The sequence below is a fragment of the Flavitalea plasmicola genome, from assembly GCF_030546645.1.
GTDB lineage: Bacteria > Bacteroidota > Bacteroidia > Chitinophagales > Chitinophagaceae > Puia.
Genome location: NZ_JAUOTO010000002.1, coordinates 242,826 through 267,444 on the forward strand (window position 1 = coordinate 242,826; position 24,619 = coordinate 267,444).

21 protein-coding genes and 1 pseudogene are annotated in these 24,619 nt (G+C 47.4%); 1 reads left to right on the top strand and 21 read right to left on the bottom strand.

The annotated features are described in order from the left end of the window. Window positions 1-16: 16 nt before the first annotated feature. From Q4E93_RS06445 to Q4E93_RS06545, 21 genes and pseudogenes are all read right to left on the bottom strand, one after another. Window positions 17-580 (bottom strand): annotated as a pseudogene (locus tag Q4E93_RS06445) (IS256 family transposase); the annotation flags it as partial. Window positions 581-777: 197 nt separating this feature from the next. Further along, window positions 778-3,999 (bottom strand): T9SS type A sorting domain-containing protein, encoded by a 3,222-nt coding sequence (locus tag Q4E93_RS06450; protein WP_303583557.1) that lies wholly within the window; start codon window positions 3,997-3,999, stop codon window positions 778-780. Between the two features lie 490 nt (window positions 4,000-4,489). Continuing rightward, window positions 4,490-6,511 (bottom strand): alpha/beta hydrolase-fold protein, encoded by a 2,022-nt coding sequence (locus Q4E93_RS06455; RefSeq protein WP_303583558.1) that lies wholly within the window; start codon window positions 6,509-6,511, stop codon window positions 4,490-4,492. 215 nt (window positions 6,512-6,726) lie between these two features. Beyond that, complete coding sequence (locus Q4E93_RS06460) at window positions 6,727-7,122, bottom strand: hypothetical protein (RefSeq protein WP_303583560.1); 396 nt, start codon at window positions 7,120-7,122, stop codon at window positions 6,727-6,729. A 287-nt stretch (window positions 7,123-7,409) separates the two neighbouring features. Continuing rightward, window positions 7,410-7,802: a hypothetical protein gene (locus tag Q4E93_RS06465; RefSeq protein WP_303583562.1), complete on the bottom strand. Its 393-nt coding sequence runs from the start codon at window positions 7,800-7,802 to the stop codon at window positions 7,410-7,412. A gap of 733 nt (window positions 7,803-8,535) precedes the next feature. Further along, window positions 8,536-8,946 (bottom strand): hypothetical protein, encoded by a 411-nt coding sequence (locus tag Q4E93_RS06470; protein ID WP_303583563.1) that lies wholly within the window; start codon window positions 8,944-8,946, stop codon window positions 8,536-8,538. Window positions 8,947-8,952: 6 nt separating this feature from the next. Then, complete coding sequence (locus tag Q4E93_RS06475; RefSeq protein WP_303583565.1) at window positions 8,953-9,522, bottom strand: hypothetical protein; 570 nt, start codon at window positions 9,520-9,522, stop codon at window positions 8,953-8,955. 48 nt (window positions 9,523-9,570) lie between these two features. Next, the gene (locus Q4E93_RS06480) at window positions 9,571-10,119 is read right to left on the bottom strand and encodes a hypothetical protein (protein ID WP_303583566.1); all 549 of its coding nucleotides are present in this window, start codon (window positions 10,117-10,119) and stop codon (window positions 9,571-9,573) included. Window positions 10,120-10,130: 11 nt separating this feature from the next. After that, the gene (locus tag Q4E93_RS06485; RefSeq protein WP_303583568.1) at window positions 10,131-11,294 is read right to left on the bottom strand and encodes an RHS repeat domain-containing protein; all 1,164 of its coding nucleotides are present in this window, start codon (window positions 11,292-11,294) and stop codon (window positions 10,131-10,133) included. Continuing rightward, on the bottom strand, window positions 11,284-11,700 hold the full coding sequence (locus tag Q4E93_RS06490) for a hypothetical protein (protein ID WP_303583570.1): 417 nt from the start codon (window positions 11,698-11,700) through the stop codon (window positions 11,284-11,286). Before Q4E93_RS06490 ends, Q4E93_RS06485 begins: the two co-directional genes overlap by 11 nt. A 99-nt stretch (window positions 11,701-11,799) precedes the next feature. After that, a complete protein-coding gene (locus tag Q4E93_RS06495) occupies window positions 11,800-12,906 on the bottom strand; it encodes an alkene reductase (protein ID WP_303583572.1) in 1,107 nt (368 codons plus the stop codon). A 21-nt stretch (window positions 12,907-12,927) separates the two neighbouring features. Continuing rightward, on the bottom strand, window positions 12,928-14,025 hold the full coding sequence (locus Q4E93_RS06500; protein WP_303583573.1) for an alkene reductase: 1,098 nt from the start codon (window positions 14,023-14,025) through the stop codon (window positions 12,928-12,930). Between the two features lie 15 nt (window positions 14,026-14,040). Continuing rightward, window positions 14,041-14,793 (bottom strand): alpha/beta hydrolase, encoded by a 753-nt coding sequence (locus Q4E93_RS06505; protein ID WP_303583574.1) that lies wholly within the window; start codon window positions 14,791-14,793, stop codon window positions 14,041-14,043. 39 nt (window positions 14,794-14,832) lie between these two features. Then, complete coding sequence (locus Q4E93_RS06510) at window positions 14,833-15,573, bottom strand: SDR family oxidoreductase (RefSeq protein WP_303583575.1); 741 nt, start codon at window positions 15,571-15,573, stop codon at window positions 14,833-14,835. A gap of 118 nt (window positions 15,574-15,691) precedes the next feature. Next, on the bottom strand, window positions 15,692-16,348 hold the full coding sequence (locus Q4E93_RS06515; RefSeq protein WP_303583576.1) for an MBL fold metallo-hydrolase: 657 nt from the start codon (window positions 16,346-16,348) through the stop codon (window positions 15,692-15,694). Window positions 16,349-16,352: 4 nt separating this feature from the next. After that, on the bottom strand, window positions 16,353-17,078 hold the full coding sequence (locus Q4E93_RS06520; RefSeq protein WP_303583578.1) for a hypothetical protein: 726 nt from the start codon (window positions 17,076-17,078) through the stop codon (window positions 16,353-16,355). A 133-nt stretch (window positions 17,079-17,211) separates the two neighbouring features. Further along, window positions 17,212-18,603, bottom strand: a complete 1,392-nt coding sequence (locus tag Q4E93_RS06525) for a sigma-54-dependent transcriptional regulator (RefSeq protein WP_303583580.1) — start codon at window positions 18,601-18,603, stop codon at window positions 17,212-17,214. A 5-nt stretch (window positions 18,604-18,608) separates the two neighbouring features. After that, complete coding sequence (locus tag Q4E93_RS06530; protein ID WP_303583582.1) at window positions 18,609-20,924, bottom strand: tetratricopeptide repeat-containing sensor histidine kinase; 2,316 nt, start codon at window positions 20,922-20,924, stop codon at window positions 18,609-18,611. Window positions 20,925-20,928: 4 nt separating this feature from the next. Further along, window positions 20,929-22,524 carry a sigma-54 interaction domain-containing protein gene (locus tag Q4E93_RS06535; protein ID WP_303583585.1) on the bottom strand — a complete coding sequence of 532 codons (1,596 nt, stop codon included), beginning with the start codon at window positions 22,522-22,524 and terminating at the stop codon, window positions 20,929-20,931. Between the two features lie 196 nt (window positions 22,525-22,720). Continuing rightward, window positions 22,721-23,125, bottom strand: coding sequence for a nuclear transport factor 2 family protein (locus Q4E93_RS06540; protein ID WP_303583587.1), 405 nt, complete (start codon window positions 23,123-23,125; stop codon window positions 22,721-22,723). 560 nt (window positions 23,126-23,685) lie between these two features. Beyond that, window positions 23,686-23,877, bottom strand: coding sequence for an RpnC/YadD family protein (locus tag Q4E93_RS06545; RefSeq protein WP_303583589.1), 192 nt, complete (start codon window positions 23,875-23,877; stop codon window positions 23,686-23,688). A 305-nt stretch (window positions 23,878-24,182) separates the two neighbouring features. Here Q4E93_RS06545 and Q4E93_RS06550 point away from each other — a divergent pair, with 305 nt between their 5' ends. Further along, a complete protein-coding gene (locus Q4E93_RS06550) occupies window positions 24,183-24,563 on the top strand; it encodes a hypothetical protein (RefSeq protein ID WP_303583591.1) in 381 nt (126 codons plus the stop codon). Window positions 24,564-24,619 lie beyond the last annotated feature (56 nt).

Sequence of the window (24,619 nt, forward strand, 5' to 3'; positions counted from 1 at the left end):
TTTTTACGGAGCCCTATCATAGATCGGTACTCATTCTCTCTCCAAAGATAATCTTTAGCTGGGATGCAGAAACGGCCCATCCGTGTAAAGGCATAGTCCATTTTCTGGCGATCCGCTCGGTGGCCAGGCAAATCAATTTCAACAGGGACATGTCACTGGTAAAAGCTCCCTTATTCTTGGTCACTTTTCGGATTTGGCGATGGTACCCCTCGATCGTGTTGGTCGTATAGATCATTTTTCGGATCGCATCCGGATACCGGAAGTAGGTCGTCAACTTATCCCGATTGCTTCTCCAAGAATCGATTACCACCGGATATTTCTTACCCCACTTCTCCTCCAGCTCCAAAAGGTTTGCTTCGGCCTGGTCTTTATTCATCGCCTGATAGACGGGCTTTAAATCAGCCATAAATACTTTCTGGTCTTTGCTGGCCACATACTTCAGTGAGTTGCGGATCTGGAGAACCACGCAGGTCTGAACCTCGGCATTGGGAAAGATCGTCCGGATGGCTTCCTCAAAACCCTTCAGGCCGTCAATACAAGCGATCAGGAGATCCTGAACGACTCTTTGCCTCAGATCGGTAGGTCAGCGAAAAGCATCTGGTATCTTCACTTATACAGATCCCTCAACACCCATCGAGCGTTGCTACACCGGGCTTAGATGGTGTGATGTCCGGGCCTTTTCACCCAGTCATATCTATCATTCATTTTCAAAACTATGATTTAAAAAAATGGGAATGCTTCCTGCGAAGCATTCCCAATTAACTGATGAGAAATTTATTATTTAACGATGATCTTCTTAGTGAAGCTACCTGCATTCGAATTTATCCGCACCATATAGAGCCCTGTCTTAAGCTGCGAATTGATCTGTATCCCGTTACCGCCCTGAACATTCTTTTTGTAAACCATTCTGCCCAGGTCATCATAAATACTTACGACAGCCTTTTCGATAGATCCCGGAAGAAGGATCATAAACCGTCCGCCATCGGAGGGGTTCGGATACAGGCTAACAGCATCCTCATTATTCGGATTCAGGCTAACAGCACCCCCATTAATTATGTTCACTTGCGATGCTATTTTGGTGCCTTGGCCCGGAATGAACGGCGAGAGATAGTTTCCGGCGATCACCTGTTGCGTAATGCCGGGACCCTGCCAGGCTACAGCTACATTATCTCCACCAGAACCTTCCTTGTGAAGCACTTCGATGTAATATTTTTGGCCGGCAGTGAGGTTAATGGTAACAGACTGCTGTGTGCTGTACTTATTCCATTCTCTCGAATTCGTCCATCCACTTACGTATGCTATCCTTGATGCATTAGCCGGGTTGTCGTTGGTGCTCAGGTATAGCTCCGTGTTATCATCTCCCGCCAGCCAGAAAGTGTAGCTTCCACTTGCAGGCGGATAGATATAGCCGCGAATTCTGGTTCCATAGTTATCTGCCCAGTTGGTGGGGCCTTCCAGGCTGGTGAGCTGCCCGCTACCTGTTGGATTGTTTGGATAATTGGCATTGGAGGTGAGGTTGCTGATAGCAGTTCCGCTGATCCCTGTCCAGTATTCTCTCAGTATGGAGCCGGTAACGGCGAGGCTAAAGGTCTGCGTGCTTTGGCATCCGCTGGTATTGGTATAGGTGGCCACATAGTTCCCTGCCTGGTTTACCTGGATATTTGAAATGCCTGCTTCACGTGTAGTAGCACTAAAATTATTCGGACCGCTCCAGCTCCACGATCCTCCCTGCACAGGCTGTGGGCCAAACAGCACACTGCCCCCCGCTGCTACAGTAGCGTTGGCTGTCTGCTGCCAGCTTCCGCCATTAATCTGTACATAGGGTGTAATAGACGTAGGAGTACAGCTGCTGCCACCCAATTCGATAGTAATCAGACCACGTCCCACGGTACACATATATGCACGGCCATATACGTTCATATCGCCCATTATAAAATTACCGTTCCCCACACCTCCCCACTCATGGGCATCGTCATTTATTCGTGTCCAGGAAGCACCCTGGTCAGTAGAACGGAAAACACCTTTAACTCCGCCAACAGTTCCCCAAATATAGACAGTGGGATAAGTAGCTCCCGTTGCAGCTTTGCCAAATCCAACAGCTCTGCAATAAGTAACATTGGAAACAGTTGTCCATGAGGTTCCATTATTTGTAGTATACGTCAATCCATTCGCCAAAGCCACCCACACATGTCCCTCATTGCCGGGAACAGCCCTTGCACGATTTGAACCACCTGAACCGGGATTGGATGATGAGGCGGTAAAACTTACTCCTTTATTGGTACTTACTAACAGTTGTCCGCTGCCAGGACTATAAATATAAAATTTATTGGCATTCACGTAGTCTGCTATTGGATGAGCATCCTGCACATTAGTAACTCCTGTACTTGTCCAAGATCCTCCATTATTGGTTGAATAATAAGTAGTACTTGCGCCGCCGGGACAATGAAGTGTCGTATTTCCATCTGCTGACAATGCTACTTTCCCATAGCCGCCGCCATTAGTAGAAGCCGCTTGCGTCCAGGTTGCTCCCTGATCGGTAGAGTAATATAATTTATCCGTAGCTCTTACTACTTTATTAATATTATTTGCGGCATAAGCTAACCCGTTGTTAGAAGCTGTGGTTGGAGTATGTACCTGCGACGGATAGGCATAAACATCTGAATATGTTGCTCCATATTGGTCTCCTACTCCTGTAATAAAATTACCACCGGGAATGCTGATGGCATCCATCACGACGGTTTCTTCCATTCCTTTTACATCAAATTTCCAGGAAGTGGTGGATGCATTGATATCATCGCAGGTAAAAAGTCCATTCCCCGATATAACCCTTACTCTTGCCGTATTTAACGGGTCAAAGTCAATGCTACCCGCCCAATGTATCCCACGACCAGCGATCCAGCCAATGCCGTTATTGTTCAGGGTACTTGTGGGCGTCAACTTTGAGGCCCAGGTACTTCCTCCGTCGGTAGAAAAGTAAATAAAATCCGCCCATGTGGTGCCAAACTGATTGTTGCTCCACACGTTAGTAGTTGAAGCAATAATCCTGTTCGAATTTGCCGGATCAACACTTATTCCGCTATAAGGGTAATTATTCCCATTTGGAGTAATGTTGGTCCAGGCTCCGGTAGCAGTAGTAAGTTTGTAAACTCTTCCGCTGCTGCCGTTCGATGGACCCTCAGCGTCCGCCATTGCCACATATAAGGAAGAATTATCAGGAGATAAAACAGCCCTGTGTGGCATAAATGAATTATCAGGCTGAATTGCTGTGAAAGTGCTGCCTCCGTCGGTACTTTTATATATATTACTGCCTCCCGTGCGGGAAACTCCTATATAAATAGTTTTGGTAACTCCTCCCGAAACACTGGAAGGGTCAAACACTACAAAGCAGATGCCGTTTCCATTGCTTGTTGTTGTTACTCCATTCCAGGCCAGCGTCCAGTTGGATCCTCCGTTGGTACTTTTCCATAAACCATTTGCTCTTGTTCCGCAAAAAAGGATGTTACTGTTATTAGGATCCACAGCCAGGCGTTCCCCGTTGGATCTTCCCATTCCATTTCCATGAGCAGTGAATTGTGAGGTTACTACCACTTCAGTAAATGTATTTCCCTTATCTGTGGATTTTAAGATCGCTGTTTTCCCACCGTTGAAGTAAGAAGTTCCTGCAAGTATATATAGATTATTTGCATTCCGGGGGTCCAGCGCCAGTGCTTCCACCCCCTGGTATGTAGTTTGATCCTCTGAAGTCCAATCGAGCAAAGGAATCCATTTTGAATTTACGGCATCCCAACGGTAAGCGCCTCCAACATCCGTCCGACAGTAAATATCGCCTGATGTTTTATGACTTATAATTCCTGATACAAAACCGCCTCCACCCAAGGCTACATTACCAAATGTTTGTCCAATTAGTTTTGTTTGTGAAAAGCAAGAAAGAATCAGCAAAAAAGCCACTATAAATCGTGGCCGACAATAAAAAGGGCTAAAAGCGTTAGTCTTTGTCATAATTGTGGTTTTTAATAGTTGGAGAAACAGAGAGTTCCGGAGAATGGGGTATACAAACCGGTAGCCATGTATAGCAGGCTACTTTGAGCGGGGTTAAAAACAAGTCCGGCTAGGTAACCACCGGCACCGATCTTTACATTTTTCCAAGCATAGGTGTGAGCAATAGCTTTTGCTGACATATGTGCAACAATAAGAGCAGCAAAAACTTTTTTGGATAACATTGTTTCATATGAGCGTATTTTATTCGTTGGCTGAAGCCGTTCTGATATCAAATGTTATGCCATACCGGTTGCACCCTGATGCCTGATTGTTTCAAATTAGGGTAGGAAATGTTCACCAGGGTGCCTGATTGTTTCAAGACAGGGTGGGAAATGTTAAGGAGTGATTTTTATATCACGCATTCGGGAGGAAATCCAAAGACTATCTTTGAAGAAGGGACATCGATGCTTTTCGTAGAAACCGGAGATCGGTGAATACATTCAAAAGTGAATTATCTGAAAATATGCTGTACAAAAAGATATAGATTATTGGCCCACTCGGTATCGTCGTGACCATTGCCATCCACGTGCCATACATGCGGAACCCCTTGTTCTTTCAGGTGCTGGTGCACATGCTGGCTGACGCTGATCAGCCCATCTTTGCTGCCACAGCCAAGCCACAGTACTTTGAGCTGCTGTCTGGCTGCCGCCAAATCCGGCAGCAGTTTGGTATCAGAAAGTCCCCCGAATTCATTTGTATTCGGGGCTGACGAAAATCCACCGACATAAGCAAAAGTATTGATATGCGAAAGGCCGATATTCAGGGATTGGCCACCGCCCATGGACAACCCTGAGAGTGCACGATGTTTGCGGTCGGCGTAAACCGAATAGTGAGATTCGATGTAAGGGATGATATCGTTGAGCAAATCATCTTCGAAAGATTTGCCATAACCTTTAAATCCGCCTTTCCGCTCTTCCTGTTCATCAGGTTTGGGATTGGACACAGTTGTGTTTGTATTGCAGTTAGGAAAAACCATGATCACTGGTCCGATCTTACCGTCGGCCAGCAGGTTGTCGATGACATTATCCGCATGGACCCAGTACGGCCATTGACCGGCACCGGAATTGAGACCGTGCAGTAAATAAATCACCGGGTACTTTCGGCCGGGTGAATAACCGGGAGGCGTATAAACCAGCATTTCCCGGCGTGTGGAGAGCGTTCTGGAGTCATACTGTACAGTAGCAATAGTGCCGTGAGCAATCTTTTCCCGCTTGTCCCTGAACCCGGCAGGTGGATTGTCAAATGCGGGCTTATCGTCGGGTCCCAGTTGAATGGGTCCGCCAAAGCCACCCCTACGGGCACCCGTTGCACCGTCACGGAACAGCAAGGGGGCAAACTCGTGTAAACTGCGCCTCCAGCTCTGCCATTCGTGGGCTGTATTCGGCGAAACATAAAACACGCTGTTGATACCGGCTTGCTTCAGCGCTTCGGTGTTTACTTTGGGGTCACCGCCGAAAGCGCTATGATCCTTATCGAGTTCGCGGCTTCCGTAACCAACGAATACCAGTTTGATCTTTTCCTTAAACCCGGGGGCTTTGTCTACATCATTGATGGAAATGCTACCGCCGCTGAAAAGACCAATATGCGAAAACGTGTTAAGGTTAGGCAGCGTGATACGCTTAGTCTGCATACCGCCCATAGATAAGCCGGCCATCGCCCGGTGTTGCTGATCCGCTATTGTGCGGAAATTGGTATCAATGTACGGGATCACGTCCTCAAGAAGTATGTGTTCGAATATACCAAAGTCGAAACCGGCAAAGCCGCCTTGTTTGCTCAAATCGCCTGTAGTACCACTGTTTTCCATCACTATTATAAATGGCCTGGCTTTACCTTCGGCAAGCAGGTTGTCCATGATCAGGCCCGCGTGCCCCTGGTTACCCCAGCCACTTTCCCCTTCGCGATAGCCGTGGAGCAAATACAGCACCGGATAGCGTTTTGTCACATCCTTGTCGTATTCCGGCGGAGTATATACAAAAGAGTGCCTGATGGCCCTACTGGTGTTTCCATAGTAGTAAATTTCGCGCAGCTGGCCGTGAGGCACGTTTTTCATGGCATAGAAGTCCTGATCACCTGCCGGGATCTCGATATCATTACGCCAGGCACCGGAGCCGAATATGTATGTACTGCCTGGATCGGGCACCTCGGCGCCATCAATAACCAGCCCGTAGTAGTGGTTGCCTTCGTCCAGCGGCTTCGAATCGCCCATCCAAAAGCCGTCCGCCCCCCTGGTCAAAGGGTATTTGGCACCGCTGATATCCAACTGGACATTATTTGCTGTGGGAGCCTTGATGCGTACCCTGACACGGCCTTCAGAATTAACCTGAGGGTATTCACTCCCTGCCTGATTGGTGGACGCCGGTTTGAAATCCTCCACCGCCCCTGATGGCTTTTCCTGTGCCCAAGCACCCGGGGCCATCAGAAAGGAAAAGCTTACTATCACCATTTGCGCAACAACATGCATTTGTTTAAACATTTTAATACCTGTTTAATTAACGAGTAATCGCCCTTAGCCATTTAATTTATACAATATATTTGATTCGGTGGAAGAAATCGCCAGCATTTGTTATCAATATGATAGAAATTGTAATTTAACGGGCAAAAAAAGAATAAGAGGCTATCAATTGTTGCGGAAGGCGATACCTGTAAATCATCAAAGAAGACATCTACATTTGGCGTCCCAAAAACCCATCATTCGCACAAATTAAACGCATCCTCTAAAGCCAATTTAATCTTAATCACATCGTCATCTTCAGCAACGGCAATTTTCTGAGGGGAAATGTTTGTAAAACCTCCCTTGGGCAAATTAATTGTTGGACAAAAAGAAATAATCTTCCCTTGTTTTACGATCTGAACGTATTTAGAACCATCATAAAGTTCTTTTTCTTTATTCAAGCCAATCTTTCTTAAATATTCCTTCGCGTGATCGGACCAATTAGCCGGATTTGGCGATACCTTCTTCTCGTCTCGCAAAGCCGAGAGAATATGCCCCACTAGTTCATCTGAATTTGCAGTATTATCCAACCATATAAATGGTTCGGATGCTATTCGCGCGCCCATTTTAATCTTTGCTAATGCGTGTATCAAGAACTTTCCTTTTTTTCAAACTTATATATTGCTGCTACGCTCATGGCTTTTACTTAATTAAATACAATATACATTTAATGTGTTTATCGGAAGCAACCTTCATTTCTTCGCCAATTTCAACCCCCCATTATTCTAAAGTTGTTTTGGCCGGGGTAATTGCTTTTATAATGCCATCGTACTAAATCATGAAATGGTATTTTTGGACGTTTTGTTGAACGTGGTTTGCCGACCCCTTTGGTACTAACTTTGAGCAAGGAGAAATTAAAAAGAGATAGTTGAGTACACAATTAAATCAAACAACCCTGCTCCTTTGATAGGAGAATAAAAAAAAGAAGCAATACAATCGAAGCAACAATGTATAAAATCAATAATCTATTCCCCTTCTTTATTCTGCTTTCTTCATAGTGCATTTCATGTAAGTCCGACTTCTTAATAAGACGTGATGCCAAAAAAAAGATCGGCAGCAAGCAAAGTGCTATGATAAGAAAATTCACTGCTCTTGTATTCTCATTACTTGTAGGAAGCAGGCTCGCTTTGTCAAACAGCACAAGAATTTGAAAGATATGAAGCCCTATTAGCATCACTAAAGCGCATAAGGTGCTAAAATATGGAATGTCCTTTGTTGCCCCACTTGAATAATATCTATAAAAAAGATAGGCAATAAATCTAATTGTTTTCATTTATTATGTTTTCTGCCAGGCAAAATGCTTGCCTGTCAACCAGGTCAAATTATCAAGCGAAGGGCTACACTAACATCGCCTTTATTAAGCTCACTGGCAAGAGCGTTAATTATTTTCATTAACTCATTCTTGAGATAATAAATCCCTCCCGAAAATACCAACTAAAAATGTTTAACCCAGTCAACCCTATCGTATAAGCATGTCTCGGTAGTATTGAACTACCTACGATAGTTAAATGATATCCGAATTCACTAATATTTGATTGAACTAGATCCTTAAGCTGTTGTTTTTTTCTATACTCATTGGTGTAATTTTGTATGACAATCGGGACAAACGGCTGCTTCATTTTCAGCGGGTGTTTGTCCTCAGTCAGCACGTCTTACCTTGCGGTGCCTGTCTACCTCATCGACTTTTTTAGACTCTCCGCATCAAACTACACACAATTGAGGAAGACATATGGTCATATTATTAAGTTTCTTGCCGTTGAATTTATATTTATTTCAAAGCATTGGCCTTTCAGCGCTTTATCTGATGCCCACCGTCGTGAGACCAAACGGATAATACCTGCCATCCCCTTTTCATCCGACCCTATTTTCTGCGGCAGTCGGATTTTTACCTTGTTCAAAGAACTTTATAGCCTCCAAGAGGCAATTTTCCTTTCAAAGAAAAACACACGTCCCAAAACCTATACTTTGGGGCTGGTTTCGGACCAGCACAGGATATATCGGATAGTCTATTTACACATTATCACCGAATCATAAAACCTTACAGAATCAGGTAGGGTATATTTGAATTGATCCGCATGATATTGGGTCAACAGCATAACCCCTCCAGAGGCGTCCTTAGTGCCATACGCAACTGGAAACTGTTTGCCTATTAATAGCGCCTTAATCTGCACCATATTTTGGCCCGGACAGTATTTGAAGTTATTATTGTCACGGCATGTCTTGCCATTTACCTTGTACTCAAATAAAACTGAATAATCACCGTAGCCCTTGTATCCCGGTGGAGTAATTTCTGTTATAATTCCAACAGCAAACGCATAATGATGATGAAGTTGGTTCGATTTGTAAAATGTATATATGACGCCAATTATTAAAAGCGCACCAATGATAGGGCCGAAAATTTTATTTATTTTTTTCATGGTATGTTATTGATCCTTTGGTTTTGTTGCTTCATCAACTGCTGTGCCACTGAAGTTGATAGGAGAGACTAAGGCATCCATTGTTGCCCCTCCACCGACAGACAGAGAGACCTTACCGGCTGCGCTACCAAACACCGTACCGATTAGGATTGATAGAGGATTGAAGGACAGAATGTCTCCTGTACTTATTCCATTAATCGATAAATTAACACTGCTTCCTGCTGTAGCAGTCATTAAATTAACCCCAATTATGTTATTTAAAGGTGCTCCTTCCGGAGCGCCGATGAGCAGAGCCGCCCCTCCACTTAGAAAGTTATAGTTGGTAAATATATTCCTATGTTCTATGGTATTAGCAACCGTTTGCAGACCAGCATCCACCGCAAAAGCACCAACATTAAAACCTACTTTCATTCGAAGCGCAAGGCTTATTTCTGCTGGTGACGAAGCAGATAACGCGGGAGTTGCAATAATTGCTACCGCCCAAGCCTGCATCACTCTGCCATCGTTCTCTGCCTTAGTCCATCTTTTACTGGCCACTAATAATCCTGGCCTGACCAAAGATGTTCTTACGTTCAATTGGTTTCTGTAATACAATAACCGGACACCTCCCTATTTTACCTACTTCTATTTCCCTGACTCCCGAAGTGAATGGTCAAAAACAGCCGGGTCCAAAACTATTTTAGAATTTTTAAATAGTCGATCCTTGGAAAATTCCAGCACGTTAAGATACGGACTTGGGATTTCTGAGGTTTTGAAGTATACAATTTTACGATCCACCAGGCGGTCTTGAAAGGGGGCCGTTGATAGTTTTGCGTTTAATACAATATCAAATTTTTCCTTAGGCGAAATGCGTTTAACAAAAGTTTTAAATAATATCATATCTAATGTGTCAATTAAAGCATCACCCAATATGCTGATCAATCTTAAATCGCCGTTTAATTTGAGAAAATAACGAGCTATGAGAATACTATCTCGATTGTGGTAATCCTGCTGGTTAAACCAAAGATATACGTCCTCGCTTGAATTATTAGCGACGGTGATGCAAAGCGATTTGTAAACTTTTTTTCCTAGACTATATTGAACGATATCTTTTGTAAAAGAAATTCCCGAATCCTGCGCCAAAACAAACAAACAAATATGTTGAAATAACACCAATATCACTGCCTTTTTCATCGTTATGCGTTTTATTTTGAATTCATATTGGAGGTGGTTTCCTTGATAGCTTCAATAATACTTGTCGTAAGAGGCTTGTTGACATCTTTCATTCCTTGAAAAATATGTGTGAATGGGGTCCCTTGTGAAAACAAGAACGCGTGACCATATAATTCATGGGATAATACTTGTGCTCCTCCTTCTTCACTAAGTCCAGAATTAATAATGACATGATTGACATTATCAGGAGAATTATGCCCTTTAGTATGAGCTGTAGCCAATGTAACTCCTAGAAACCCGGATTCCCCTGTTTGAGGGTCTAGTTTGCCAGGGGGACTATTTTTATCGATTATTACAGGCCCGAATTCATGAGGATGTATCTGATTATCCTTGTCTTTTGAAACAAAAGATTTTGCAAAAGAAACTTCAAACATTTTTTTGCTATTTACCAGTGCTTTAAGTTTGCTAAAATTCTTGCTACTGCTATTTGCGGAATTTATTAATGTCTTGTCAAGTTCACCTTTGTCATTCAGTTTTATGTATTTCTGATCTGCTTTACTCAATGTATTTTTAATTGCTGTTAATGCAGCGTTATCTATAGGTTTAACTGTCTCAGGCGCCATACCATCCGGATCAATAAATCTGACAGGGTCATCAAATCCATAATTATACGGGCTAAACCTACCCATTTTATCGGCCATTGGATCTATAACAGACCATCGCCCTATTTGCGAATCATAGAACCGCTTGCCATAATCATATTCCTCTAAGCCCGTTCCATCAATGAACTCCTTATTCTGCAATTCTTTTCCATTATAAAGATGCTTATTCTCGGAATATCCATACTTCAACGCCTTATCACTAATCCCCGCCATCGTCAACCCAAATGGGTAGTAATGTGTCTCTTCCAAAAGAGGTCCCCTTGTGTGGGTCACCTGTAAGTTGTCGAAGAACACATCAATATTGGGTGTGGTATTATTAAGGTAAATATACAAATATCCACTCTTTGTGACCGGCAGATTCAGGCGAACGTGTTTCTTAAATTCCTGATCACTACCAACTTGCTCGAAACCACTGCCTTCTGCGACATAGTTGAATTGCTCATCGAAAAGCACCCAATTCACAAAAGCCTGGGGACGGCTATTATTGATCGATGCGTTCTGGTCCGACAGGAACTGCGTAATATTATTGCTCAACGGAGCACTTGGCCCGGATGCTGAACTGGTCGCCTGACATGACCTTTAGCGTGATACCCGGCCCGATCTTTGGCCCTGTAGTCCCCCCATTCAACCTGGCTACATTTTGGTTCGGATTTGTTGTAGTATCTGAGGGATATCCCGGCGGTATGGCTATCCGGGTATTACCTACCTGGCTGTAAAATAAATTTTCCGTAGCCGTGGCACCGGGTTCCATGGTGGCAGCAGGGTACCGGTCGGTCTGCTGTTCGTCAGTCAGCACCATCCGGGTATTGCCCAGGTGGTCCTTGATATAATAGTCATACTTGTAGGACGTCTTTGCTTGCCCACCCGTAGTGTCGGAGATCACGCGTACCCGCCCTTCTTCCTGTCCAAAAAACTGCAACGTGTCAGCTGCCTCTTGCATCCTGCCCCAGTGGATAGCTTATTTTCCCTTCTGCCGATAGCGAACTAAACGAGATCAGGTCCCAGGTGCCGATCAATTTAAATTTTAATATATTTTCCATTATACCGGGATTGCCTGCTGTTTATAGAATGGATAGTCGGTATAGCCCTTCGCGCCGCCGCCATAGAAGGTGTCGCGGTCATATTTGCTCAGCGGAATATCGTTTTTGAAGCGGTAGACCAGGTCCGGGTTGGCGATAAAATGCCTGCCAAAGGCCACGAGGTCGGTATCACCTTTTTGCAGGATGTCTATTGCTTTCTCGTAATCAAACCCACCGGCTGCGATCATACGGCCCTTGAAAATCTTCCTCAAGTACATGCTGGCAACCGGCTCCAGTCCATGAGCGATCTCGATATTGCCTTTGATCCGTGGTTCTATGAGATGCAGATATGCCAGCCCGAATGCATTCAACTGTTCGGCGGCATAGGCGAACAGTCCGATCGGATCTTTGTCCGACATAGAATTAAATGTTCCGCTTGGTCCAAGCCGGACCCCTACCCGATCTGCACCCCAGACTTCTACGAGACGCTCGACGATCTCCATCATGAAGCGGACGCGATTCTCCTCCGACCCGCCATACTGATCGGTCCGCTTATTGGAACCGTCTTGCAGGAACTGATCGACCAGATATCCGTTTGCACCATGCAGCTCGACACCATCAAAGCCGGCTGTCTTGGCCCGCTGGGCGGCCTTGTAATAGTCTTCGACAAGCGATTGGATCTCGTCGACCGACAATTCACGGTTAAGGTCAGCGGGCACCCACCCGTCTTGCGTAAACACGAGGTCCTGGTGCGCAATGACCGAGGGGCCGATCGGCTGACCACCGCCGGGCTGCAGACTATGGTGCGATTCGCGACCTACATGAAAAAGTTGATTGAGCAGGATGCCACCTTTTTTGTGCACGGCCCCAGTGACCTTCTTCCATCCCTCGATCTGGTCATCTGTATAGATCCCTGGGGCACCGTAATAACCGTGACCGGTTTCATTGATTACCGTACCTTCAGTGATCATCAGCCCCCCGGGGGTCGCGCGCTGCCTGTAATATTCCACCATCAGCTCATTGGGAACAAATCCCGTTGTCGTACGCATCCGCGTTAGCGGCGGAAGGACGATCCGATGCGCCAGACTGAAGGCGCCTACCTGGATAGGTGTAAATAAGCTATTCATTCTTAATTTTTTACTGGTGATTTAATCTTTATAAACCGGGAAATCAATGTACGCGTGCTCATCGCCACCCCAAAAAGCCTCGCGGACATATTTCGCCAGCGGATAGTCCATTCTTAGCCGTTCCGGCAGGTCCGGGTTCGAAGTAAAGCAGCGACCAAAGGCAACAAGATCGGCATCGCCCTTTTGTAGGATGGCCTCTGCACCATTTTTGTCAAACCCGCCCGCGGCGATGATTGGCCCTTTGAAGATCTGGCGGAGAAAAGCAGCGGCCACCGGCGGCCGCCCTTCCTCCAGTGTTTCGGTTCCCATGACGCGGGGTTCGATGATATGCAGGTAGGCAAGCCCGTACCTGTTCAACCGCTGCGCATAGTAGCCAAATGTTGCCGCGGAATTGGAATCCGAGATCGCCCCCCATTTCCCGCTTGGTGAGATCCGCACGCCAACCCGGTCGCCCCCCCAAACGTCTACAAGCGCTTCGACCAGCTCAAGCGGAAACCTGACCCTATTCTCGATGATACCGCCATAGGCATCGGTGCGTTTGTTGGTGCCATCCTGTAAAAAAGTGTCCGCGAGATACCCATTGGCATTGTGCAGTTCGATTCCGTCGAAGCCGGCTTCCAGGGCCCGCCTGGCGGCAGCCCTGAATTGTTCAACCAGTGGCGGGAGCTCATCGATGGCCAGCGCCCGATGTGGCGATACGGATACCCACCCCTTTGCAGTAAGCGCTAACCCTTCGAAAGGGACAACCGAAGGCGCGATCGGCGCCTTTCCGCCGCTAAGATCCGTATGCGATTGCCGGCCATCATGCGAAACTTGCAGAAAAACGAAAGCGCCTTTTTGATGCACGGCCGCCGCCAGTCTTTTCCACCCTTCCACCTGATCATCCCGGTAAAGGCCGGGCGCCCCGATATAGCCCCGGCTATCGATGGAAGGGTGAACGGATTCTGTGATCATAAATCCACCCAATGAAGCACGCTGCCGGTAATACTCGATCATCATATCGCTTACGCTGTCATCCGGATTTGCCCTAAGCCGCGTCAACGGTGGATGGACCACCCGGTGTTGAAGAGGCATGCGGCCTAATTGAAATGGAGAGAACAGGAGCTGCTTCATAGCCATGGTCATCGTTTTTTGTTAGTGTCCGACCTGTGTTGCAGCTGTTTCTATCACTGCTGCGACTTCCTTTGGATGAGAGATGAATGCCACGTGACTGGCCTGGATCTCTGTGATTTTTGCATTTGCCCTTTTTGCCATAAAACGTTCTGCGTCCGGTGGGATCATCCGGTCCTGCGTAGATATGATCGCCCAGGTGGGTCTTCCTCTCCAGGCTGCCTTGGTCAACGGCGTTGTGAACGTAGCCAGACCCGACGGTGTCTGCGAACTGGCCATGAAAGCAGCTTGAACATCGGGCAGATCGGGACAGAAATCCTTATGGAATTTGGCGACGTCGTACCAGATCAGGCCATCTACGGGAGGCAAAAGGATACCGGATTCGGGATTGGGGGGACCGGATTTCAATAAGCCTATCAATGTCTCCCCGGCATCCGGTGCAAAAGCTGATACGTATACCAGTCCGACGACGCTTGAGGTGTCCCCGGCCTCAGTGATCACGGCGCCGCCATAGGAATGGCCGACAAGGATGACGGGTCCAGTCTGGCGAGCGAGTACCGCCCTCACCGCATCCGCGTCGCCGGTGAGCGTTTGGTTGGCCGTGCCGACCACATCCACATGATAGCCTTTCGCTACAAGGATCTTATAGACCCCGTTCCAGCCCGAAACATCTGCCCAGGCGCCGTGGACTAACACAATGTTCTTTACTTGCGCCGAAGTGCATGCGGCTACTACAGTCATAAAGGACAGCAGAAGAAAACTAATCTTTCGTTTCATGATCTTTGATTTTATTGTTTGTTTTGAGATTGAAATACTTTACCAGGGAATTTCCTGTCCCAGGTGAATAAACTTACCTGTTGGCCCATTTGCGGCGAGGAGTGCCAGCGCGACGCTGGTCTTCGCACCGTCGGCTATAGTCATCGGCGCCTGTTCGTTGCCGCCAAGTTCCGTCTGCACCCAGCCAGGATGGGCGGAGTTGACCTTTATTCCCATTGGGGCCAGGTCTGCCGCCAGCTGGATCGTAAACATATTAAGGGCCGCCTTGGCTGAGTTGTAAGAGAGCACGCGAAATCCTGCGATAGGGCTATCGGGTTGTGCGTGGACGGCCAGCGAACCAAGGATGCTGGAGAGGTTGACGATTCGGCCGGCCGGGCTTTTCTTTATAAGTGGCAGCAATTCCCTTGTCAGATGGACGATCGAAAAAAAATTGGTCCGATAAATGAAATCGAATTCCTCCTGGGTGGTTTCGGTCGTTTTGCTTACGAATAGCGTTTCTTTGGGTGCGACAACCGCATTATTGATCAGAATATCAAGTTTGCCGAAAGTCGTTGACAGGTAGTCGGCGGCAGCCCGGCGATCGGGGTCACTCGTGACATCAAGCTGGATGCCCCGGGCATCGATACCGTCGCCCGTCAGCCGTTCGGCGGTATCTATAGCATCCGCCAATTTTCGTGCCGCCAGGATGACGATCACGTCCTGTTCTCCCAGTTGTTTGGCAGTTTCGAACCCGATGCCGCGATTGCCGCCCGTGATAAGGGCTACACGTTGATTGGTCATATACAATTTTTATTGATGAATGGATCAGGCCAGGATAAATGTTTTGCCCGCCTCGGGTATCTTCAGTCTGCTCCCCAAACCAAGCGCCATGAACGCCTGTCGAAGGGTTTCTCCGTTTTCAGAAAAATGCGACCAGCCTTCGAAGTGGACTGGGATGATCGTTGCATCGGGAAAAGCGAAAGCTGTATCCAGCGCGTCGTTGGCGGGGAAGTTTCGGTTTGGCAGCGCCGGCAAACAGGATCACGAATTGCGGCTTGAACCGGTCGGCAACCGCCTGGACTCCTTCGAAGAATACCGTATCGCCCGTCAGATAAATGGAGGGTTCTCCATTGTCGGGTGTGAGCATAAAACCCGTGACATCACCCGCGATCGCCTCGATCCCTGCCGGACCGTGCCGGGCGGGAGTGGCCGTTATCGCGAGCTGCCCGCCATCAGGTGTCGGGATAGAACAGGTTTCCCAAGGCGACAGCCCTTTGACGTTTCCGCCTAACCGGCCCGCCGCGGCCTTAGTGGAAACAGTCAGCGGGATGCGCATGACGAGTGCTTTCCCGGCTTTATCCAGGTTGTCGGCATGCTGGTCGTGACTAAGGAGTACCCCGTCAATTTTGCCAATGTCCGAAAGTGCCGGTGCTGTCAATTTCTCGATCGTATCACCAGGTCCGGCAAGATAATTTCCGGGTGGGTCGAGTGTGGGATCTGTAATCATCCGGAGTCCGGCGATCTCCAGGATCACTGTTGGGCCGCCTAAATAAATAAGCTTTGTTGCGTTTTTCATGTGATTATTTTTTGCTGAATTCCAGCTCCAGGACATCGATGGAGACCATGACGGGATCGAGGTTAAACGAGCCGTCAGCATTCCGCAGGTAGATCCTGCGCGTGAATGGTACCATGAGACCATCCACCTGTTTGAAATCGGAGACGTATTGAGAGGAGGGGACAGATTGCAGGATGTCCGGCGCGTAATCGTGACGCCTTAGCAGACCGTCCGGACCGTAGTAGAAGATTTGGACGGCATTGTGCGTCTCTATATAATCGGGGAAGGTAACTTCCAGCCTTCTCCAGGTTTCACCCGCTTGCTGCCAGGGATCGAGCTCCCTGGTCGTATATCCGGGCAGGGTGAAGTTGAAAGGAGCGGTGAAGTAGGTCCACCAAGCGTAGTTGCTGAAGTAATGCGGCTGTAAGTCATTCCATTGCGTTTCCAGTTTTTCGCCATCGAACGAACGCCGCGGATTGAGCAACACTTCCTTCCGACCGTTATCTCCTTTTTTTAGCGTGAGCCTGGGCGGAGACCAAGTCGAAATTAAATACGGAGGTAACAGGGAGCAATAACCGGACAGCTGTTTGTGCGTGTTAGCTTCGAAGAATCCGTCGCTAAGCAACCCGGCTTTGCCTTTTATTTCCCAGATATGTCCAGCAACTTTTAAATGGGCTTTTATGTGGTCGAAATTATTCCACTGGTCGATGCCACCGTGGGCGGCAATGACCTCGTCGAGTAATGTGCTCATAACGATCATTTATTTGAGCTACATGAACCCAATGGCGTGCCGCTTTTTCAAGTCGATGGTTTACATGTCATTGCTTTCGCATGCGGAAAATTTATTTGTCTTATTTCGCTAAATCATCAGGTATGTTCGTCAGCTATTCGTCTAGGATATCCTTTGCGATACCAAACTTCTTCAGACGTGCTGCCAGCGTCGTAGGAGAAATATCCAGGAGTTTTGCCGCGCCGTCTATGCCGGAGATGCGGCCTTTGCAGAATTCGAGGGCTGCAAGAATGTGTTCCTTCTCTGCCTCACGAATGGTCTTGATAGCCTTTCCCAAGTTTGGCGAAACGACATTTAATATTTCTGTGGAAGGTATTTCGATGGACTCGATAATCTCCCCTTTGTTAGTGATCAGGCATCTTTCAATAATATTTTCTAACTCGCGAATGTTACCAGGCCATGTGTATCCCTGCAAGGATTGCAGGGCGGCATGCGAAATTCGTTTCGGAGTTTTATGCATCTTCACGCTCAGCATACGGATAAAGTGATCTACAAGTAACGGAATATCTTCCTTCCGCTCGCGAAGCGCCGGCATAGTAATGGGAAAGACATTCAATCTGTAATACAGGTCAAGTCGAAAGCTTCCTGCGGCGATGGCCCTTTCCAAGTTGCGATTGGTGGCAGCAATGATCCGGACATCCGTCTTTATTACCTTGTTGCTGCCGATCCTCACGACTTCTTTTTCTTGTAATACGTTGAGCAGTTTTACCTGCAATTCCAAGGGTATCTCACCAATCTCATCGAGGAAGATCGTCCCCCCGTCCGCCTGTTCGAACTTACCGATGCGGCGGTCGGTGGCGCCGGTGAAAGCGCCCTTCTCAAAACCGAACAGCTCAGCTTCGATCAGGGTCTCGGGGATCGCAGAGCAATTGATCCTGACTAATGGCTTCGCCCTTCTTTCCGATCGCACATGAATAGCATGGGCCACCCTCTCCTTTCCAGTACCGCTTTCGCCGAGCAGCAGAACAGAAACGTCAAATGGAGCGACAGTCGCTATCTGCTCTTTCACCTTTTGGAAAAGGGGCGCCCTGCCGATCATGCCGTGGTCGACGAAGTCCACGTCGGTAATAACCGGCTCTTTGAGAACTGTTTCTCTATGCAACTGCATTTTGATGTCGTGCTCGTGGCGGTATTTGGCGACTTCGAGCGTCACCAATACGTCCTGCTCGCGAAAAGGCTTAACGAGAAATCCGAGGGGTCTCGTCGTACGCGCTTCCATTAGCACACTGTGATTGGAGTTGGCGGACACATAGATAAAAGGGATATTCCGCGCATTGAGAATGTTGGCCAGATCGACGCCCGTCTCCTGGCCCACCAGGTAAATATCCAGGAATACCCAGTCCGGACACTCGTTATCGATCATTTGTAGCGCCTTCGTCACAGATGACGCAATGCCCGTTACGCTGTTGCCGGCTTGCTCCAGGATTATCTTGAGGGAACTGGCGATGATAAACTCGTCCTCGACGATCAATATTCTGGTTTCCATAGTTGTTAGATTAACGCATGTTCTGCGGCCGGCCCTTGTACGTACGGCGCTGAAGTGTTAAAACAAAGGGTGATACTTGTGCCGTCGTGCCCCTCGATTTGCACGCGTCCCTGGATCTGGTCTGTTAAACCGCGGATAAGATCCAGGCCCAGGGAGGACTGTCCTTGCGGGGAACGATATCCAGAGTAAAGTCCGATGCCATTGTCCCGGACTACAAGGACATAATTGTCGCCGTCGGAGACCCGTAATGAGATCGAGACCTTTCCCTGTCTGTCGTTCGGGAAAGCGTATTTTATGGAATTGGTTACGGCTTCGTTGATAGTAAGGCCCAGAGGAATGGCCATGCCGATGTCGAACACCACCGGGTCGATCTGGAAGTCAAAGGCGATATTGTCAATTCCCCGATGGCTTTCTCTGAGAAAGCTTACCAATTCCGTTATGTAAGAAAACATCTCGATGCTGGTCATATCCTCCGATTGGTAGAGTCGCTGATGAATAAGCGACATGGCCTGCAGCCGGTGCTGACTATTGCGGATTGCGGTTATAGCCTGTTCGTTCGTCAAATAGGTGGACTGCATGTGCAGAAGACTGATCGTCGTTTGAAGATTGTTCTTCACCCGGTGATGGATCTCACGCACAAACCATTCTTTTTCCTTGAGCAGCAAACCCTGCCGGTAGTTCAGTGATTCAAGCGACAAGTTTTTTTCATCGATCTCTTTTTGATGCACCAGGAGCAAGCGGTTACTGCGTTGCTTTTGCCGAAAACCAATAAAAGCGAGGATAGCGATCACGAGCAGAAGACCACTGCCGACCAGGATAAGTCGCTTTTGCGCATTGGACCGGTTCAATTCGGCCTGGCGGACCTTGCCCTTCCCTTGCAGGTCTGTTATTGACGCTTCTTTTTGTTTTGTTTCATAACTGATCTCCAGTTCCTGGACCTGCCTGTTTTTGGTTGCATTGAAGATCGAATCAGTGAGTTGCTTGTATTGGGTATAGTGCCGGATAGCTGAAGTATAATTTCCCGCCGCGGAGTCCAATTTGAATTTGGCAAAATAGTATAGCCCAAGTTCATCCGGCGCCAAGCTGGCGAACCGAACAACGCCGATGCTTTGCATCATTGATCTGGCCTTATTCAGGCGACCCATTTTGAGATACAGATCTACCAGGGACAAACCCGTGCTCACAAGTTTGGCGGTGCCTAAAATGTCGTATCCGTCTTCGCCACTAAACAGACGCCGGGCATCAAAATAATATTTTTCAGCCGCTGCGAATTGTCCCAACGTTTTGTAGCTCTCGACATATGCCGAATTTAAGAGTATGGAATAATAGGGGGACGCAGGCCAACCCGCCTTTGTGGATTCATCTAATAGTTGGATGCTCTCGCGGGCGTGACCTGTGTTCGCGAGCAAAATCGCTTTATCGACGAGTGCCTCAAAATAGTTTAATGAATCGAGATCGGTCCTTAGTTTATGATGTAATACCTTATCAAAATAGTATAACGCCTTTTCGTTAAAACCCATCTTGAGGTAAACAGATCCTGTTGCCAGGGCATATTGCACGACAGCGGAAGTGTCACCGGAGTCATACATTGCTTGCATGCATTGTAGCCTGTATTGCAGCCATTTTTGCGGAAATCCCCTCAATCGGTACACGTGCGCCAGCAGATCATAGGAATCTTGCAGGTGCCGGAAACCAATCGATTTGTACCTGGTGACGACTTCCAGTAATTCCGTCTCCGCTGAATCCAGACGTCCCTGTGCGAGGTGGTTGTCAGCAAGGATCTCCAGCGTCCGAATGACTTCCTCTTGATATTGAGGCGATAGTTGCTCATACAGAGCGAGCGCTTTTACAAGACAGCAAGTTTTGTCCTGGTAATGGGTATAGACAAGACATTCAGCATACCGACGCCAAAGACGGGCTTCATTTGGTATATCCCCGATGCGTCGATAATAGTCCGCCACCTCCCGGAAACAATTGCCACCCTTTGGTAGATCTTCGGCTCCGTTTGACTCTAAATAACAATCGGCCTTTAATTTTAGGGTTTCGTTCACCCAATAAGGTGAACCCAGGCGCCTGCTTAATGCCAATGCATCGTCCAGGTTCCCCATGGCACTGTCAAGATCGTCCTTGTAATTTCCGGGCTTGAAGATGTAATAGCCCGCGAGACGATTTAGCAACGCCACCCTATTTGTATCGGGTTTGCTTTTTGCCAGTAAAGGGAGAAGGTATCGCGGTGAATCATGTACCACCGGCTGTGAAAGGGCACTTGCCGATAAGATCAGTACAAATAAAAGCACCACAGGCGACAGTATCGACTTCATAGATTCAACCTTTTTTCATAAATGCAAATTTTATCTTGAGTCTCCGCATCTTCGAATTAAGTGTACTGGAAGGGATGTTCAATTCCTCCGCCGCGCCACCCAGGCCAGAGACTTTACCCCGGCATTTCTTCAATACGGCTATAATGTGCTCCCGTTCCACCTGATCGATGGTCTTGATGCGCGCGTCCCCGGGCATTCGGTATTCGCTGCGCAACAGTTGCATCGGCAACTCGTTTATGATCTCGTTGTCAGGAAAGAGGGCGCAACGCTGCATCACGTTTTCGAGCTCACGCACGTTGCCCGGCCAACCATATGCCTGCAATTGTTTCATGGCGTTGCTGGAAAATCCAGGCGGGTGCTTAGGTCCTTTGGTGTGTTTGTGCAATAGATGCATGGCCAGGAATGGAATATCTTCTTTCCTGTCCCTTAGTGGCGGAATGCTGATCGGGAAAACATTCAATCTGAAATAAAGATCGCTTCTAAAATTTCCCTTGTGGACTTCTTGCAGCAGATCGCGGTTAGTTGCTGCGACGATCCGGACATTCACTTTTATCAGATCCATTCCGCCAATGCGTTCTATTTCGCGTTCCTGGAGTACTCTCAGGAGCTTTGTTTGCAGAACGAGGGGCAGTTCGCCGATCTCGTCCAGGAAGATGGTGCCGTTGTTTGCCTGTTCGAATTTGCCGATGCGACGGTCGGTCGCGCCGGTAAAGCTGCCTTTTTCATGGCCGAAAAGCTCGCTTTCAATGATCTCCGCGGGTAATGCTGCGCAATTGACTTTCACCATCGGTTTGTTTTTCCGGGGTGAGTTTTCATGCAAGGCCCGCGCGATCAGCTCTTTACCGGTTCCAGTCTCGCCCAGTATCAGCACGGAAGCGTCGGCTTGTGCGACTTCGGCTACCTGGTCGAACACATGCCGCATACTATCGCTGATGCCTATCATTTTACCATACACCGGGGATGGCATATGCTTGTCCGGCTTGAGCTGGTTTTTTGTTGGAAGAAGCGTTGGGCATATTTTGAGAGGCGACTGATCTTGTTGCGTCAGTTGATAAAATCTGGGGGCGATGATCTTTGCGGCAACATGCAGGACCGCAATCGTACGAGGCCCGAATCCGCCCTTTTTGTTCGTCCGGAATGCGAGGAAGCCGACAAGTATGGAGTAATTCCAGAATGGTATATAATAACTGTATTCGAATTCCATTTCCCTTTGAAATAGCCGGGAGTCTTTTTGGAGCATGCTTGTCCAACGCGATCGGTGGAATTGTTTTGGTGTGCGAAAGGCGAAGCCGGCTATTTCGTCGTTTTGTTGCTGTAGAAGACTGATCTCGCCTTCATCCTGGTGCTTCGACATTTTGCCATGCCGGTACGTCAAATGACTGTTGCCAGCGGAAGCCCGGCCAAGAAGAAGATCTGCCGTTTCAAAGTCGACGATGTCCTTAAGTGCAGTAACTACTGTCGAGAAAAATCCGGACAGATCGGATATCGTAGAGATGGAAATCAGCAGTCCCAGAAGTTCCTCAGCTTTATTGTTTTCGATGACTTGCGACAAATGGAAATGGTCATTTTCACCATGTTCTATCTTTTCAAGCTTTTCCATTCCGCGGCAGTTAAGTGAGTGATCAGACTAAGTTACGCTATTATCGACCCAACTAACAATAAACTATTTACATGCCAAAGTCTCAAACAATTGAACTTAAACGAATTACACTTTTAGCTGTCGACGTAATTTGTTTTATTTCGCTAATTCGTCACCTCCTGCAATGGAAACTGGTGCAAGCTCGGCTTTTTCAAGACTACACCTCGCTGAATGCCGTCCCGAACATCGGGTTTCCGCTCGGAGATTCGTCTTTTCTGACCTCATTTTCGATCACATCCCAATGTTCGACCAATTTTCCTTCGCTCATCCGGATGATATCCGCCGCTATCCACGCTTTCGGCTGTCCAATGCCGCTGAATCTGCCGTGGACCATGACGATATCTCCCTCCGCGACTATCTGCCCCATCTCATACTTTAGGGATTTGGGTAATTGGGCGACCAATCTTTTCAGTCCATCTCGCCCTGGTGGAATATGTGCGCTGTGCTGGAGGTAATCTGACGACCAAAAACGCTCAAAGGCACTTTCATCTCTTTTGTTGAAAACGGCATCGAATGCTTCTTTGACGATTGCCTTGTTTCTTTCCTGAAGATTGTTTTCCATTTTAGTGAATTAAAAAGTTTAAGATTTATTGCCGGTCCAATCACGCGTTTGAAATGCCAGCGCATCGATATGTTACAACGAACGTGCCAATGACACGCCTGTTTAGTATTCAATCAATTGGGTAATATGGCCGGCAGGAAGGCTTGTCTTATATGATAAATCCGTTAAAAAAATTGAGGTTCCATTATTAGTATAATTTATCCGTAGCTCTTACTACTTTATTAATATTATTTGTGGCATAAGCTAACCCGTTGTTAGAAGCTGTGGTTGGAGTATGTACCTGCGACGGATAGGCATAAACATCAGAATATGTTGCTCCATATTGGTCTCCTACTCCTGTTTCGCCAAATAGCCGGAGGCTGTGTTTGAGCATTTGATCGGTAAACTTACAGGGGATTAAGGCTTATCGCTTATTCGGGTCCGTTCCAGAACCTGCACAGCGTGTATTTTGCTGGCTGCCATGGGGTTTTCATCCCGTGCAAATGCCCTTAACAACTGGCACACAATGAAAAACCGCCGGTGGTATGCCGGCGGTTCGTATCGCTTCAAAGACAGGGATATTACCAAGTCTTCAATTTCCTTTTTATGTTGTTCACGAATTCAATGGAGACATCACAAGAGATGGCAATCTTCTCCACAGGGTAGTCGGAATTCCTTAACAGGTTTTCAACAATAACCCTCGTCGTTTCCTTCTTGCCTTCAGCAAAGCCTTCTTGCTTGCCTTCCATTTTTAGATACTCAACAGTATTCATAACACTAATTTTATCTGTTTGCTTAAACAGGGTATCAAATTTACGATTCATTTCCTGCTTCTCAAAGAGGACGTAATTCCTTAAAAAGTTAAAGATCGCCCTATTCTTTTCCCTATCAAAACCCTTCTTCTGTAACCTTCTGGCGTCTATTCTTCGCGTGCCTAATTCCGCGGATATATACAGCCCTGTAAGCGCTGAAGGATAAAGGTTCAACTATTTGGGAAAAACCAGTGATCTTCATCATGTTACCGCCTGATCTTCCGCATCGATGATGGCCACTCAAAAAAAACCCTATCTTTGTGACCATGAAAAAGGCGATCGCCATATTGCTGATGTTCGTCTACCTCTTCGGTACGACGGAAGCTTATCAGGCCCTCAAATTGCCTTTACTCGTCGAGCACTACATCAAACATAAACAGGAGAACTCCCACATGACCCTGCTCGGCTTTCTGAAACTTCACTATTCCGACAAAACAGTTTTCGATGCCGACTACCAGCAGGATATGAGACTACCCTTCAAGACACAGGAGAACACCAGCCTTTTCTCCGCCGTAAACGATATCCCGCAGCCTATGATCATCGTTGTCGAGAGCCCTGTCCTGGCCTCGACAGACTACGTCCTACTGGACGCCCGCGTAAACTTTTTTGCTTTCCCCCACTCCGTCTTTCAGCCTCCCCGAGCATGATTTTTCAACCCGTTTTAATTAGCCGGCCATTAGGGCGGTGGGTTCAGCATGCGTTA

Coding starts and splice junctions, on each gene's coding strand:
- Q4E93_RS06450 (WP_303583557.1), bottom strand. CDS start 3,999: ATGACAAAGACTAACGCTTTTAGCCCTTTTTATTGTCGGCCACGATTT.
- Q4E93_RS06495 (WP_303583572.1), bottom strand. CDS start 12,906: ATGAATAGCTTATTTACACCTATCCAGGTAGGCGCCTTCAGTCTGGCG.
- Q4E93_RS06530 (WP_303583582.1), bottom strand. CDS start 20,924: ATGAAGTCGATACTGTCGCCTGTGGTGCTTTTATTTGTACTGATCTTA.
- Q4E93_RS06525 (WP_303583580.1), bottom strand. CDS start 18,603: ATGGAAACCAGAATATTGATCGTCGAGGACGAGTTTATCATCGCCAGT.
- Q4E93_RS06505 (WP_303583574.1), bottom strand. CDS start 14,793: ATGAAACGAAAGATTAGTTTTCTTCTGCTGTCCTTTATGACTGTAGTA.
- Q4E93_RS06500 (WP_303583573.1), bottom strand. CDS start 14,025: ATGGCTATGAAGCAGCTCCTGTTCTCTCCATTTCAATTAGGCCGCATG.
- Q4E93_RS06470 (WP_303583563.1), bottom strand. CDS start 8,946: ATGAAAAAAATAAATAAAATTTTCGGCCCTATCATTGGTGCGCTTTTA.
- Q4E93_RS06540 (WP_303583587.1), bottom strand. CDS start 23,125: ATGGAAAACAATCTTCAGGAAAGAAACAAGGCAATCGTCAAAGAAGCA.
- Q4E93_RS06480 (WP_303583566.1), bottom strand. CDS start 10,119: ATGAAAAAGGCAGTGATATTGGTGTTATTTCAACATATTTGTTTGTTT.
- Q4E93_RS06535 (WP_303583585.1), bottom strand. CDS start 22,524: ATGGAAAAGCTTGAAAAGATAGAACATGGTGAAAATGACCATTTCCAT.
- Q4E93_RS06545 (WP_303583589.1), bottom strand. CDS start 23,877: ATGAATACTGTTGAGTATCTAAAAATGGAAGGCAAGCAAGAAGGCTTT.
- Q4E93_RS06520 (WP_303583578.1), bottom strand. CDS start 17,078: ATGAGCACATTACTCGACGAGGTCATTGCCGCCCACGGTGGCATCGAC.
- Q4E93_RS06455 (WP_303583558.1), bottom strand. CDS start 6,511: ATGTTTAAACAAATGCATGTTGTTGCGCAAATGGTGATAGTAAGCTTT.
- Q4E93_RS06510 (WP_303583575.1), bottom strand. CDS start 15,573: ATGACCAATCAACGTGTAGCCCTTATCACGGGCGGCAATCGCGGCATC.
- Q4E93_RS06465 (WP_303583562.1), bottom strand. CDS start 7,802: ATGAAAACAATTAGATTTATTGCCTATCTTTTTTATAGATATTATTCA.
- Q4E93_RS06550 (WP_303583591.1), top strand. CDS start 24,183: ATGAAAAAGGCGATCGCCATATTGCTGATGTTCGTCTACCTCTTCGGT.
- Q4E93_RS06515 (WP_303583576.1), bottom strand. CDS start 16,348: ATGAAAAACGCAACAAAGCTTATTTATTTAGGCGGCCCAACAGTGATC.
- Q4E93_RS06490 (WP_303583570.1), bottom strand. CDS start 11,700: ATGCAAGAGGCAGCTGACACGTTGCAGTTTTTTGGACAGGAAGAAGGG.